Annotated in this window: 9 protein-coding genes; 5 read left to right on the top strand and 4 right to left on the bottom strand. The window is 68.0% G+C overall.

All coding sequences use genetic code 11. The annotated features are described in order from the left end of the window. The first annotated feature begins 61 nt into the window (after positions 1-61). Both CFB43_RS31350 and CFB43_RS31340 read left to right on the top strand, forming a co-directional pair. A complete protein-coding gene (locus tag CFB43_RS31350; RefSeq protein ID WP_089497943.1) occupies positions 62-784 on the top strand; it encodes an OmpA family protein in 723 nt (240 codons plus the stop codon). A 268-nt stretch (positions 785-1,052) separates the two neighbouring features. Next, positions 1,053-1,772: a response regulator transcription factor gene (locus tag CFB43_RS31340; RefSeq protein ID WP_089497942.1), complete on the top strand. Its 720-nt coding sequence runs from the start codon at positions 1,053-1,055 to the stop codon at positions 1,770-1,772. A gap of 136 nt (positions 1,773-1,908) precedes the next feature. On the opposite strand, the gene CFB43_RS31335 is transcribed toward CFB43_RS31340, so the two are convergent. The 4 genes from CFB43_RS31335 to CFB43_RS31320 all read right to left on the bottom strand — a co-directional run bounded on the left by CFB43_RS31335 (position 1,909) and on the right by CFB43_RS31320 (position 10,889). Continuing rightward, entirely contained in the window at positions 1,909-2,598 is a 690-nt protein-coding gene (locus CFB43_RS31335; RefSeq protein WP_089497941.1) for a response regulator transcription factor, read from the bottom strand. A gap of 231 nt (positions 2,599-2,829) precedes the next feature. Further along, entirely contained in the window at positions 2,830-6,798 is a 3,969-nt protein-coding gene (locus CFB43_RS31330) for a YadA family autotransporter adhesin (protein WP_089497940.1), read from the bottom strand. Positions 6,799-6,999: 201 nt separating this feature from the next. After that, the gene (locus tag CFB43_RS31325; protein WP_089497939.1) at positions 7,000-9,990 is read right to left on the bottom strand and encodes a hybrid sensor histidine kinase/response regulator; all 2,991 of its coding nucleotides are present in this window, start codon (positions 9,988-9,990) and stop codon (positions 7,000-7,002) included. Positions 9,991-10,103: 113 nt separating this feature from the next. Then, positions 10,104-10,889, bottom strand: a complete 786-nt coding sequence (locus CFB43_RS31320) for a response regulator transcription factor (RefSeq protein ID WP_256990144.1) — start codon at positions 10,887-10,889, stop codon at positions 10,104-10,106. 476 nt (positions 10,890-11,365) lie between these two features. Here CFB43_RS31320 and CFB43_RS31315 point away from each other — a divergent pair, with 476 nt between their 5' ends. The 3 genes from CFB43_RS31315 to CFB43_RS31305 all read left to right on the top strand — a co-directional run bounded on the left by CFB43_RS31315 (position 11,366) and on the right by CFB43_RS31305 (position 14,290). After that, a complete protein-coding gene (locus CFB43_RS31315) occupies positions 11,366-12,799 on the top strand; it encodes a sensor histidine kinase (protein WP_089497938.1) in 1,434 nt (477 codons plus the stop codon). After that, positions 12,796-13,443: a response regulator transcription factor gene (locus CFB43_RS31310; protein ID WP_089497937.1), complete on the top strand. Its 648-nt coding sequence runs from the start codon at positions 12,796-12,798 to the stop codon at positions 13,441-13,443. Before CFB43_RS31315 ends, CFB43_RS31310 begins: the two co-directional genes overlap by 4 nt. Positions 13,444-13,573: 130 nt before the next feature. Next, positions 13,574-14,290, top strand: a complete 717-nt coding sequence (locus tag CFB43_RS31305) for an outer membrane protein (RefSeq protein WP_089497936.1) — start codon at positions 13,574-13,576, stop codon at positions 14,288-14,290. Positions 14,291-14,308: the final 18 nt, after the last annotated feature.

The raw sequence follows: 14,308 nt of genomic DNA, 5'->3' as shown, positions 1-14,308 counted from the left end.
GTCCCTGCTTCCTTTCCATTAATCCGATTTTTATCGTCCGCCTTCGGGCGGACGTTTTCCCATGAAAATTTCCACCTTGTTGTTGCGCGCCGCCTCGATCGGCGCGATCGCGATGGCCCTCGGTGCGTGCACGACGCAATCGGGCCTCACCTACGACATTCGCGCGGTATCGATCCCGGGCAAGCCGGACAACGTGTTCCGCGTGAGCTGCGACGGGCTGCTGGGCAGCGCGAACGCCTGCGCCCGCGCAGCCGAAGAGTTCTGCCAGGGCAAGGGCTTCACGCCGCTCGAGATGATCGACCGAGTGTACAGCCGCGCGCCGATGAAGGATCCGCGTGAAATCACGTTCATGTGCGGCAAGCCGCAGCCGGCCCCGGTCGCTGCGCCGGTCGCGCAACCGCAGCCGCAGCCGGCCCCCGCGCCGCAGCAGGTGCCGCAGCGCCAGGTACTGCTGCAGGGCGACGCGAACTTCGCGCTCGACAGCGCGGCGCTGTCGCCGCAGGCGCGTAACCAGCTCGATCGCTTCATCGAGATCAACCGCGGCGTCGAGTTCCGTCGCGTGACGGTCACGGGCTTCACGGATTCGACGGGCGGCAAGACGCACAACCTCGCGCTGTCAGCTTCGCGGGCGCGCAACGTGATGAGCTATCTGAGCAGCAACGGCCTGAAGGCGCAGTCGTTCCAGTCCGAAGGCCTGGGCGCCGCCGATCCGGTCGCGACCAATGCAACGGCCGAAGGCCGCGCGCAGAACCGTCGCGTCGAGATCCGGATCGACGCACGATGACCTGACGATGCGCTGAGTGGCGGGTGCGGCTGACGCGCCCGCTTCCCCGGCCCGGCATTGACCCGAAGCCGCCCGCTCGCAACGAGCCGGCGGCTTTTTTGTGCGCCCGCACAACCCGACTCCGGCCCGTTGGCCCGATCCATGGATACCACCCTGGTTTCATGCGAAGATAGCGCCCAATTACGATCCACGACGCGCGCAAGCGCCGTCGCCGGCCGGCGCGTGGCGGTTTCCGCCACGACGCCAGGCCGCGCAAATCTGGACGACTATGGGAAGCTATCTGATACGCGTGGTACTGGCCGACGACCATCCGGCGATGCTCGCCGGCGTCGAGCATGGGCTGTCGTCGGTGCCGACGATCCAGCTGACCGGCAAGGCCGGCAGTTCGACCGAGTTGATCCGGCTACTGGACGCCGGTGCATGCGACGTCGTGGTGTCCGATTACGCGATGCCCGGCGGCGCGCACGGCGACGGCATCACGCTGTTCTCCTACCTGCAGCGCAATTACCCGGCCGCGAAGCTGGTCGTGCTGACCATGCTCGACAACCCGGCGGTGATCGGCGCGCTCACGCGCCTCGGCATCACCTGCATCGTCAGCAAGTCCGATACGGTCGATCACCTGATTCCGGCGATTCACGCGGCCGCGACGGGCGGCACCTACTACTCGCCGTCGGTAGAGAAGGTCGTGCGCACGCTGACCTCGCATTCGAGCGCGCGGGCCGCCGACCAGAAGCGCGAGTTGACCGCCCGCGAGATCGAGGTCGTACGTCTGTATGCGTCGGGCCTGACGGTGAACGAGATTGCGGAGAAGCTGAGTCGCAGCAAGAAGACGATCAGCACGCAGAAGGCGCGCGCGATGGAAAAGATCGGCGTGGAGAAGGATATCGACCTGCTGCGCTATGCGATCGAGAACGGGATCGTTGCCGCGGCGGGCAGCGACGGGCGCAGCGGGGAAACGGAAGGCGCACAGGGCGGCGATCCCGCCTGACCGGACGCATGGTGTCACGCGCCGCAGGATCGCGGCGCGCAGCGGCCCAGCCGAGTCGCGAAGCGATACGACGGCATGGGCAAACACATCGGCACCGCACGGGTGCCGATGCTTTCATCTCAAGGTTTCGGTGCGATCAGTCCGCTTCGCCGGCGGGCTGCGCCGACGCATACCCGTAATCGGTCACGAGCCCGCACGAAATCGCATAGCGGACGAGATCGACGTCGCGCTCGATGCCGAGTTTCTGCATCGCCGAACTCTTCTGCGTGCTGATCGTCTTCTTGCTGCGATTCAGCTTCTCGGCGATCTCGTTGACCGACAGTCCCGACGCAAACAGCCGGATCACCTCGACCTCGCGCACCGACAGCGCCGGCGCCTTGCCGGTCACGCTGCCCGCGTTGCGCAGGATCTTGTCCATCGACGGCGACAGGTAGCGGCCGCTCGTATAGGCCGCGTGGATCGCCATCGTCAGGTGATTCGGCAAATCCGACTTGCTGACGATGCACGCGATGCCGAGATTGATCAGCGCGCGCAGCGCGACCGCGTTTTCCATCATCGTCATCACGACGATCTTCAGGCCGGGATGGCGTTTGAGGACGGCCGTAAACAGCGCGAGCCCGTCGCCGTAATCGCTGCCGGGCATCGCGTAGTCGGATACGAGCACGTCGCACGGATGGCTCGCGAGCGCTTCCATCAGTTCCGTCGAGTTGTGCGCGGTCGCGACGACCGTGACGGTGTTCGTCGACGACAGTTCATAGCGCGCGCCGATGACGATCGCAGGATGGTCGTCGGCGATCACGATGCGGATGGGGAAGGATTTGTTCATGAAGTTCTCACGCGTTGCGCGGTGCCAGGCGGCACGCGTTCGGCGTTGTTGAGCGGGGTGGGGCCGGCGCGGGGGCGCCGTCGCGGGCGGCAAAAAGGCTGGCCGGACGCGACGCCGTCGCGCCGACGGCCGGTGGCAACTCGGAGGAATCGCCACTGGCCGTCGGCCGAACAGCGGGGGGATCGCTCCCCCCGCTTCGGGTCGACGCTCCGCTTGCGCGGAGCCGTTCGGTCAGAACTCGTAGCCGACTTGCGCACGGATGCCCACGTCGCCGACCGAGGTGACCGACGTCGCGCCGTTCACCAGCCAGTTGCCGCTGCGCGAACGGTAGGTCGCGCCGGCCGCGATGGCCGAACCGCTCTTGAAGTTCGCGGCACCGACCGCGACGACCGTCTTGCCCGGCTGCGACGGCGTCATGTTCGGCATCGCCATCGCGGCCGCGATACCGGCGTACGCATTTTTTGCGACGTCGTTGATCGCACGGTTCGTGTCGTTGAAGCGCTGGTCGACCGATTCCATCGCGCGGTCGAGCTGGCCCTTCGTTGCCGCGTCGGACGCGTTGATGCCGTCCGCGATGTTGACGAGGCGGCGGTTGCCATCCGCGGTACCGTCGCCGAACGACACGGTGTTCGCTTCCGTTGCCACAGAACCCTGGCCGATCGCGACCGAGTTGCTGCCGGTGGCCGACGCGCCCTGGCCGAGCGACGTGCTGCCCTCGCCCGATGCGACGGCGCCCTGGCCGACGGCCGTGCTGTCCTTGCCCGATGCGGCCGAGCCCTGGCCGAGCGCCGTGCCGTTCTCGCCCGACGCCACCGCCCCCTGGCCGACCGCCGAGCTGTTGCTGCCCGATGCGCTCGCCCCCTGGCCGATGGCGGAGCTGTTTTCACCCGAAGCGACTGCGCCTTGGCCGACTGCCGAGCTGTTGTCGCCCGACGCGAGCGAGCTGTCGCCTATGGCCGAGCTGTTCTCGCCCGACGCGACCGCCCCTTCGCCGACGACGGTCGAACCGCCGCCCGTGCCGGGACCGCCGGTGCCCGGGTTTTCCTCGAGATCGCCCAGGCGGCTGGACAGATCGTCGAAGCGGTTCGACAGGTCGCCGAACTGGCCGCTCAGCTCGCCGTACTGCTTCGCGAACTGCTCTTGCAGATCGAAGAGTTGACCGCCGTTGACGGCTTCCATGCTGCCCCGGTCGACCAGCCCCGCTGCGACTTGCCTCAGCACCGTGCCGTTCGTACCCGCAAAGGTCACCGAGTCGAACGACAGGCCGCTGTCATACGTGACCGCACCGACTTCCTTGCCCGTGTAGTCGATCAGGCCGGTTGCACGGAGCTGCGAGACGGTCACGACGTCGTCGTCGTCCACGCCGTTCGCGACGCCGGACAGCACACGGGGGCCGCCGCTGCCGGCGAAGTTCACTGCCGAGCCGCCGAGGCCTGCGCCAACCGTGATCGTGCCGCTCATCGCATCCTGCTGGACGAGGCCGACCGTGCCGCTGCCGATCTTGTCGGCGAGGTCCTTGATTCCGCCTTCGTTGTGCGTGACGCGATCATTGAGGTTGGTAACAGCGCCACCGACCGAGTTGACGATCTTCGTGCCGCCGGCACCGTCGCCGACCGAGAACGACGGAGCGGAGATCGAGCCGTCCGGATTCACCGTGGAACCGCCGCCGATGGCCGACGCGACGCTGTCCGCGACGCCGTGCAGTTGCGACCCGTTGACAGCGTCGGTGCTGGCCGTCGACACGTCGCCGGCCGTGATGCCGGTGAGCTTGCGCGTGCCCGTCTTGCTGCTGAAGTTCACGGCGTTGCCGTCGGTGTTCGCGCCGACGGTGATGTCGTCGCCCGCGGTGGCTTGCTGGACGAGACCGACCGTGCCGCCGCCAATCTTGTCGGCAAGATCCTTGATTCCGCCTTCGTTGTTCGTGACGCGATCGTCGAGGTTAGTGACGACGTCGCCGACCGAATTGACGATCTTCGTGCCGCCGCTGCCGTCGCCGACCGAGAACGACGGAGCGGAGATCGAGCCGTCCGGGTTCACCGTCGAGCCGCCGCCGATGGCCGACGCGACGCTGTCCGCGACGCCGTGCAGTTGCGACCCGTTGACAGCGTCGGTGCTGGCCGTCGACACGTCGCCGGCCGTGATGCCGGTGAGCTTGCGGGTGCCCGTCTTGCTGCTGAAGTTCACGGCGTTGCCGTCGGTGTTCGCGCCGACGGTGATGTCGTCGCCCGGGGTGGCTTGCTGGACGAGACCGACCGTGCCGCCGCCGATCTTGTCGGCGAGGTCCTTGATTCCGTCTTCGTTGTTCGTGACGCGATCATTGAGGTTGGTAACAGCGCCACCGACCGAGTTGACGATCTTCGTGCCGCCGCTGCCGTCGCCAACCGAGAACGACGGAGCGGAGATCGAGCCGTCCGGGTTCACCGTCGAGCCGCCGCCGATGGCCGACGCGACGCTGTCTGCCACGCCGTGCAACTGCGACCCGTTGACCGCGTCGGTGCTGGCCGCCGAGACGTCGCCAGCCGTGATGCCGGTGAGCTTGCGGGTGCCCGTCTTGCTGCTGAAGTTCACGGCGTTGCCGTCGGTGTTCGCGCCGACGGTGATGTCGTCGCCCGGGGTGGCTTGCTGGACGAGACCGACCGTGCCGCTGCCGATCTTGTCGGCAAGATCCTTGATCCCGCCTTCGTTGTGCGTGACGCGGTCGTCGAGGTTGGTAACGACGTCGCCGACCGAGTTCACGATCTTCGTACCGCCGCTGCCGTCGCCGACCGAGAACGTCGGAGCGGAGATCGAGCCGTCCGGGTTCACCGTCGAGCCGCCGCCGATGGCCGACGCGACACTGTCCGCGACGCCGTGCAACTGCGACCCGTTGACAGCGTCGGTGCTGGCCGCCGAGACGTCGCCAGCCGTGATGCCGGTGAGCTTGCGGGTGCCCGTTTTGCTGCTGAAGTTCACGGCCGCGCCATCGGTGTTCGCGCCGACGGTGAGATCAGCGCCTGTGGACGCTTGCTGGACGAGCCCGATCGTACCGTCCGAGAGGCCATCAATGCGGTCGCTGATCTTCGAGATATTGTCCGCGTTGCCTTTGATGTCGCGCTTCGCGGCCGTCATGTCGTTGCCGAGTCCGGCCAGCGTGTCGTTGGTCGACGACAATTTCGCGTCTACTGCCGCGATCGATGCGTTCGCTGTTGAGAGACCGGTGTTCAACTGGCCGACGTTCACGGCGTCATTGTCTTCCGTGCCGGCCGCAACGTTGACGATCTGGCGTGTGAAGGTTCGTCCATCCGCATTGGGCACGCCCGCGCCAACCGACACGGTATCGGCACGGTCACTGACGGACCCGAATCCTAGCGCGACGGAATTGTTGGCCGTTGCATGGCTGATCGTACCGATCGACACTGCGTTGTTTGCCGTCACGACCGCGCCGCGACCATCACCGCCGGCGCTGCCGATTGCGACGCTATATTGACCCGTGGTCGTCGAGTTCGCGCCGAGTGCAACGGAATACGCCCCGCCGGACGAGGCGGCGACGCCGACAGCGATCGCGTTGGTGCCGTCAGCGGCTGCAGCTGCACCGGTGCTGTTGATCTTGACATACGCGCCATCGGCCTTCGTCGACAGCGCGGCGTTCATCTGGCCGAAGTTCACGGCATCCGTGTCTTGCGTGCCGGCGGCGACGTTGACGATCTGACGTGGGGCTGTCGTCGATCCGACGGCGAAGCCGCGATCGCGATTTGTAGCCGAGCCTGAACCGATGGCCACGGAACCGATTCCGCTCGCAGCAGCATTGAACCCGAGCGACGTAGCGCCATCAGCGGAGCTGTTGGAGTTGCGTCCGATCGCGATCGAATTCAGTCCACCAGAGCGGGCTCCCACTGAACCACCGGCACTCATCGCACCGAACTGAATATCCGTGTCGAGTTGCGTTGCGGTCGCCATGGTTCCGATCCCGCCGCCAGACGATGTACTCTTGCTCGACACCCGGCATACGTTATTCGTGTCGATCACACCGTCCAGGCCCTCGCTGGTCGTGCAGGAGTCGGCCGCAAAAGCGCCACCGATCGCCGCGCCACCCAGCGCCATGGCGATCACGGCCTGCCGTGCCGCGCGCGCCGAGCCCTTCGAATGCGACTTCGCGGTCTCGGCCGCTGCCGTCCACGTGCTCGTTGCTGCGTTCCAGATGCTGCGATAGGTCTTGTTCATTGCGCCACTCCTTACGGTTTGTCAGATAACAAACCCATCGTAAGGATCGGCCTCGTCCCAATCAGTCGTCCGGGGCTGATTCGAGATAGCGACTGTGTAGGCCCAGTCCTACATGCGTGTTGAAGCCTCGCGGACATGGTCCGCGAGTCGAAACAAGAAAGGACGGAAGAGGCCAGCCAGTGACCGCAGGGGAGGCCCTATTCAGGCAGAAGGCGCCGGCGTCGTGCGCCGTTGCAGCGCATCCCGCGCGAGGCTTTCCGCGTGCATGAGCCGCGAATCGAACGACGTCAAATCGCCACCCTGCACGACAGCCTGCAACTCGCCGACCGCATCGGCCACCGCATGCTCATGAATCGTCGCGAATGCGCCGCGCAGCGAATGCAGTTCGTGACGCAGCGCAGGAATATCGCCACGCGACACCGCCTCGCGAGCCGCCGCCAGCGACTGTGCGAGACTCGCGTCGAGCAGCGCATGCACGTCCGGCGGCAGCGGGCCTTCGGCCAGATCGACCAGCGTTTGCCGCCCCGCCGCCCGCGCGGGCACCGCATGCGCATGACGCCGCACGGTGCGATCGATCGTCTCCAGCAGCACCGGCTTCACCAGCACCGCGACGATCCCCGCTTCCGCGCACCGCGCATGCTCGGCCGCGCTCGCATGCGCGGTGACCGCGACCACCGGCAGGGCCGGATACTGCGCACGTAGCACGCGGGCCAGCGTATAACCGTCCATCCCCGGCATGTTGAGATCGGTCATCACGAGGTCGTAGCGCGTATCCGTACAGCGCCGCAGCGCCGACGCGCCTTCCTCGGCCGCGTCCGCCGCATAGCCGAGCGTGACGAGCTGTCCCTGCAGCAGCGTGCGGTTCACCGGATGATCGTCGACCACCAGCACGCGCGCGGTGACGGCCGGCAGCGCTGCATCGTCGGCCCGCGCCGCTTCCTGCGCGGCGGCGATCTGCTCGCCGGTCGCCGGCTTCAACGGCAGCGTGACGACGAACGTGCTGCCGTGGCCGGCTTCGCTCTTCACGTCGATCGCGCCGTGCATCATCTGCGTGAGTTGCTTCGTCAGTGCGAGCCCGAGGCCCGTGCCGCCGTAGCGCCGCGTGATCGACGTGTCGGCCTGCGTGAACGGGCGGAACAGCGAGGCCTGCTGTTCGTCGGTCATCCCGATGCCCGTGTCGCTGACGCCGATCGCGATCGGCGAATCCGGATCGGTGTCGTCGCGCAGGTACACCTCGAGCGTGATTTCGCCGTGGTTCGTGAACTTGATCGCGTTGCCGACGAGGTTCGCGGCGATCTGCCGGATGCGCGTCGGGTCGCCGAGATAGCGGGACGCCAGCGCATCGTCGACGAACACGTCGAACTGCAGCCCCTTTGCCGCGGCCAGCGGCTCGAACATCGCGCCGGTCTGCCGGATCGTGTCCGCGAGATCGAACGGGATCGCCTCGATCGTCATCTGGCCGGCCTCGATCTTCGACAGGTCGAGGATGTCGTTGATCAGGTCGAGCAGCACCGATGAAGCCCCTTCGACCGTATGCAGCCGTTCACGCTGCGTATCGGCCAAAGGCTCACGGCCGATCAGTTCGAGATTGCCGAGGATCGCGTTCAGCGGCGTGCGGATCTCGTGGCTCATCGTCGCGAGGAAGGCCGACTTCGCATTGTTCGCCGCGTCGGCGGCCTGCCGCGCGTTGTCGAGTTCGCGTTCGACGTTCTTCTGCGACGTGATGTCGGAGAAGTTGGCCAGCACGACGTCCGCGTCGCGGTAGCGCGTGCGCACGAGGTTGACGAGCAGGTCGACCGCGTCGCCGTTGGCGGTGGGCAGCAGCACGTGCAGGCCGGACTGCCACGCGTCGGTGCCGGCCGAGCGGTCGAAGCGTTCGAGCAAGCGCGCCGGCAGCGACGGTTCGCCCGCGCGGCGCGCATCGTAGTCGCGCATCGTGTCGTTCTGCAGCAGCACCGCGCCGTCGGCGAGCGACAGCAGCGCGATGCCGGACGGCGCGGCTTCGACGATCGTGCGGTTCAGGTTCTCGCTTTCGATCGTGCGGCGGCGGCGCGCTTCGTCCGGCTTCAGCACGCGGCGGTCGAAGCGCACGAGCAGCCACCAGACGAGCGCGATCACGGCCAGCATCAGCGCGGCGTAGCCGCCCGCGCGCAAGCCGAGCGTCGCGAGCAGCGAGCGCAGCGAGAACGCCTGCACGAGCGTCCAGTCGGTGTCGGGGATCGGCTGACTCAGCGCGAACAGGCCGTCGCCGAATGTGGTGCGCGGCCCGGCGTGGCCCCCGGCCGCGCGCAGGCGCGCGCCGAGGCGTTCGACCGACGCGCGCGTCGCGTCGTCGTCGGCGGCGGTGCCGGCGCGCAACAGTGTGCGACCGCCAGCGTCGGCGACGATCGCCGCGTCGGTCGTCTCGCCCATGGTCAGGCGTGTGCGCAGCACGTCGACGGGCAGCGTCGACAGGAACACCACGCGCGGCAGGTGCCCGTCATAGACGGCGCCGGCGATCCGGAACACGTCGCGCCGCTGCACCGGATCGTAGACGGGCGCATGCCATTGGTATTGCCCCGGCGGCGGCGTGTCGATGCCGGCCGCGACTTTCGCGACGAGCGTCTGCGCATTGGTATCCGGCGAAGCGGTCAGCGGATCGGCCGGCACGGGCTCCGGGATGACGACGCCGAAGCTGCGGTCGGGACGATACGCGTAGCCTGCGATCGCGCGGTCGGCATCGTGCTTCGCGACATACGCGCCGACGCGATAGGCCATGTCGCTCGCCATCGCGAGATCGTGTGCGTAGGACGCGGCCGGGTGCTCGGGCGACAGGTCGGCGAGCACCAGCGTGGGCGGGAAGGTCGGGCTGCCCTGAATCACGAGCCGGCCGCGGCCGGCCGCGAGCGCGGCCACGCGGGCGGGGTCGGTCGGGCGCGCGTTCCACACGGCTTCGTCGTGCGTGACGAGCGTGTCCATGCCCGTCGTGCGCATCTTGAATTCGAACTGGACGAGGAACTGGCGCACCGCGAACGTCGTATAGCGCGCCTGAATCGCCTCGCGCGCCATCGTGTAGAGCATCAGCCCGCTCGCGAGCAGGATCGCGACGGTCACGGCGATGCCGCCGCCGTACAGCAGCGCGCGCTGGCGGCGGCCGGCCGGGGTGGGATCGGCGGCCGGGCGGGGGTGAGCGGGTGCGGCGCGGTGGTCCATCGGGGGCGGGGCGGTCGGCCGAGGTGCCCCCATGATAATGGAGTCCGATCAGCGCGCAATGGGGCCTGTCAGGCTTGCGAGGGCGCGCCCCGCGCGCGGCGGCGCGTCCGTCGTCACGGCGCGGGTGCATCCGGGGAAGGCGCGGCCGTCTCGCACGTCACGAGCCGGTAGCCGAAGCCGTACATCGTCATCATTTTCACGCCGTGCCGCCCGTCGAGTTCGAGCCGGTCGCGCAGGTACGCGACGTGCGTGTCGAGCCGCCGGCTCTGCGACGCGACGAGCGAGCCCCATACGAGCTGGCTCACGTGCGCACGGTCGAGCGCGCGGCCCAGGTTCAGGAAGAACGCGGTGGCGATCTGGAAGTGCTTCTCCGTCAGCACGTGCTCGCGGCCGGCGACGCGCACGATGCGCGCGGCCGAGTCGAATTCGAAGCAGCCGACCCGCCAGTGGCGATGATGCGTCGCGCGGTGATGCGACCACCTGAGCCATGTCGCGATGCTCGCGATCAGCGTGTCGGCCGGCGACGCGTAGGGCAGGTGCTCGTTCGAGCCGGCCATGAAGCACGCGCCGCGCGACGCGTCGGCGTCGCGCTGGCTGATCGACACGATCGCGACCGTGCCGGCAAAGCGCGCGCGCAGTGCGCGGATCGCGTCGAGCGTGCGGCAGCAGGCGGTTTCGCACTGCACGATGAACAGGTCGAACGACTGCGTGTCGCAGGCCGCGAGCAGGTCGGGCAGATACTCGAAGCGCGCCGGACGGTAGCCGGACCGGCGCAGGATGTCGTCGATACGCAGCCGGTCGTAGCCGTAGCCCGCGCGGCGCAGGCGATCGTCGAACGCACCGCGGCTCGGGTGGTCGATCGTCAGGATCGCGATGGAAGTGGACGGGGTGTCGATCACGATGCAAAAGGGCGAAGCCGGCGCGGTGCGGTCGCAGCGTGCGTTCGCGATCGGATGAAGGGAAGCGGGATCATGGCCGGACGGGTTCCGGGCGGTAGCGGCGAGATGCCGTTCAAAAAAAGTCCCGCCGGGGTGGGCGGGAAAATATCGACTATGGAGCCTGGTCTCCCGGAGGCCACGGAGAACAAGCAAGCCGATTGTGGTCGGTTCGGAGTCTGAAGAAAATCAGACCGGTCTGAAATTGCGGGTGGCGTTGTCGGTGAGCGCCAAGTTTGGGACGGGGCTGACAGGAAACATAACGGAGTTCGGACCACGGGCTGTGCGGACTTGCCGACAATGGAGAGCGTCGCGTGTGGCGGCGGAATGCCGGCACCGAGTCCGCGGCATTCGCCGCCTTCGCCGCATCGCGTCGGCCGCCCACCGCGCTGTGCAGCGCTACTCGCGATGCGTCATCCATTGCCGAACCGCTCTAGCTCATGAAACCTTCCGTCCGACTCGTCGCGCTGCTCGCGTGGCTCGCGCTCAGCCTCGCCGGCACGGCCTTCGTCGTGTCGCGCGCCGTCTCCGATGCATACGGCCGCTTCTTCCAGGATTCCAGCATCACGATCCGCCTGCTCGCGCAGAAAGCCGCGCAGCACGAGGCGATTCTCGCGACGCTCGGTGCATCGTCGCTGACGGCGCCGCCCGCGCACATGCTCGACAACCTGCGCGAGCGCATGCCGCAGCTCGACGGGCTCGCTTACTGGCGGCGCGGCGCGGGCTGGCAGGCCGATGGGGGGCCAGCGCCTGCCATGACGCCGCAGCCGAGGCCCGGGAAGCCGTTCACGTTGATGTTCGACGGCCCGGCCGCCTACTGGCTGGTGGCCAATTCCGGCTGGGCCGTGCGGGTCGATCCGCGCCAGATGATCCCGCCGGGCGACTGGTCGTCGGCGATCTCATCGGCGGCGCTGGCGCTGCGCGATCGTCGTATCGACTTGCTGTCGCGCGAGTCCGGCAGCGCGCTGCCCGGCTGGACGATGCATCTCGAGAAGCACCTGCCCGCGCAGCCGCAGGCGTTCGTGTTGCATACGACTCGCACGCTGACGATCGCCGACCTCCCGTGGCTACCGATCGCGCTGTGGAACGCGGTGGCGGCGCTGCTCGTCGCGGGCGCGTGGGTCGCCTGGCGGTTGCGCGAGGCACGCCGTCGCGAGGACGCCCGCGCGCGGCTCGACCGCTTCGGCCGGCTCGACACGTTCGGCGAAATGGCCGCGGGCCTCGCGCACGAGCTGAACCAGCCGCTCACCGCGATCGTCACGCACACTCGCGCAGCCGAGCGCCTGCTGGATCGTCCCGCCGAACACGACAGCGTGCGACGCGCGCTGCAGACGAGCGTCGCGCAGGCGAAGCGGGCGGCAGCGATCCTGGAGCGGCTGCGCGCGGCGGTGACGTCCGCATGCGCCGGCCAGCGCGATGCGATCGATCCGGATGCCGTGATGGACATGCTGCTGTTCCTGTACCGCGACGACTGCGCGCGCGAGCACGTCGCGCTAGGCTGGCACAACGCGGCGCCGCGCGAGCGGCCGTTCGCCGAACAGGTCGCGGTCGAACAGATCCTGCACAACCTGATCCAGAACGCGCGCGATGCGCTCGCCGGCACCTCGCGCGGCGAGATCCGCGTGAGCGGTGCGCGGGTCGGCCGGCATTACCGCTTCAGCGTCGTCGACAACGGCCCCGGCGTGCCGGACGATGCGTTGCCACGCCTGTTCGAGCCGTTCTTCACGACCCGCACGCACGGGCTCGGCCTCGGGCTGCCGCTGTGCGACACGCTCGCGCAGCGCCAGGACGGCACGCTGACGGTGCGCAATTTACCGGCGGGCGGTGTCGAAGCCACGCTGCTGTTGCCGCTGGCCGAAGAGGAGGTCGCATGAGCGAACCGTTGAATGCGCTACCCGACGCGTCGGTCGTCGCGATCGTCGACGACGACGAAGCCGTGCGCGACGGTCTCGCGTTGCTGCTGCGCTCCGTCGGCCTGCCGACGCGCTGCTACGCGGATGCGCAGGCGTTCCTCGTCGACGCCGATGCCGCGGCGCTCGGCTGCGTGCTGCTCGACATCCGGATGCCGGGGATGAGCGGCCTCGACGCACTCGACGAGCTGCGCGCGCGCAGCGACCTGCCCGCGATCGTGATGACGGGCCACGGCAACATCGACGCGTGCCGGCGTGCGTTCAAGCGCGGGGCGCTCGATTTCCTGCGCAAGCCGGTGGACGACGACGAGCTGATCGACGCGGTCCAGCAGGCGATCCGCCAGCACGCGGCGCAGCGCGAACAGGGCGCACACGCCGGCACGGACGCAATGCGTGCGGCGCGTATCGCGACGCTGAGCGTGCGCGAACGGGAAGTGCTCGACGGCATCGTACGCGGCTGGAGCAACAAGGAGATCGCGCGCGAACTCGGGTTGTCGCCGCGCACCGTCGAGACCTATCGCGCGAACGTGTTCGACAAGCTGCAGGCTGCATCGCTGGTCGAGCTCGTGCGCGATTACGCGGTGTTCGCGGGTGCGTCGTCGCCTTAGCGTTTCTCTCACGCCTCCGTAGCGCTACGGAGGCGCAACCCGTAGCCGAACGGGTTCAACGATCGCGGCACGATTCCTACGATGACGGCTTCTCCGACAAGTCACTCATCGTCAAGGAATCCAACTCATCATGATCAAGCGCTTTGCCCTGCCGTCCACGCTCGCCCTGCTGTTCTCGGGTGCCGCTTTCGCCGACACCGTCGCGGCGCCGGAAACGAAGAAGGCCCCCGAACTCGGCGACGCCGGCTACTACGCGACGGGCCGCATCATCGGCGCGTTCGACAACGCGGTGAACATGGAGCTGACGAGCCCGCGCGTGGCAAGCCGCGTCGGCGGCCCGGACACCGGTTCGAACCTCACCGGCTCGCTCGGCCTCGGCTATCAGTTCGGCAACGGCTGGCGCGCGGAAGGCGAATACGTGTTCAAGCGCACCAACAACTTCACGAGCTACTGGGCGCCGTTCGACGCGAACGCGAACGAATTCCACGTATCGGCGCAGCGCCTGATGCTGAACGGCTACAAGGATTTCGATCTCGGCCGCGGCTTCTCCGTGTACGGCACGCTCGGCATCGGTGTCGCGATCGTGTCGGCCGACGGCTGGCAGACCAACGACTCGCGCCGCTTCGCGTCGAAGACGCAAACCAACCTCGCGTACTCGGCCGGCGCCGGCGTCAGCTACGCGATCAACAAGCGTTTCTCGATCGACCTCGGCTACCGCTATGTCGACATGGGCAACGTCGAGACGGGCTTCAACACCTTCGCGAACCGCATCAACGCGCGTGACGAACAGCTGAAGTCGAAGCTGTCGTCGAACGAAGTGTTCATCGGGTTGCGCGGCCGGTTCTAAGCGCGGGATCGAATCGAT

Origin of the sequence: Burkholderia sp. AU15512, assembly GCF_002223325.1 — a bacterium.
Classification (GTDB): Bacteria; Pseudomonadota; Gammaproteobacteria; order Burkholderiales; family Burkholderiaceae; genus Burkholderia.
Note: the sequence above shows the minus strand (reverse complement) of the source record. Positions and strands in the feature narration are given on the sequence as shown.

Coding starts and splice junctions, on each gene's coding strand:
- CFB43_RS31350 (WP_089497943.1), top strand. CDS start 62: ATGAAAATTTCCACCTTGTTGTTGCGCGCCGCCTCGATCGGCGCGATC.
- CFB43_RS31340 (WP_089497942.1), top strand. CDS start 1,053: ATGGGAAGCTATCTGATACGCGTGGTACTGGCCGACGACCATCCGGCG.
- CFB43_RS31335 (WP_089497941.1), bottom strand. CDS start 2,598: ATGAACAAATCCTTCCCCATCCGCATCGTGATCGCCGACGACCATCCT.
- CFB43_RS31330 (WP_089497940.1), bottom strand. CDS start 6,798: ATGAACAAGACCTATCGCAGCATCTGGAACGCAGCAACGAGCACGTGG.
- CFB43_RS31325 (WP_089497939.1), bottom strand. CDS start 9,990: ATGGACCACCGCGCCGCACCCGCTCACCCCCGCCCGGCCGCCGATCCC.
- CFB43_RS31315 (WP_089497938.1), top strand. CDS start 11,366: ATGAAACCTTCCGTCCGACTCGTCGCGCTGCTCGCGTGGCTCGCGCTC.
- CFB43_RS31310 (WP_089497937.1), top strand. CDS start 12,796: ATGAGCGAACCGTTGAATGCGCTACCCGACGCGTCGGTCGTCGCGATC.
- CFB43_RS31305 (WP_089497936.1), top strand. CDS start 13,574: ATGATCAAGCGCTTTGCCCTGCCGTCCACGCTCGCCCTGCTGTTCTCG.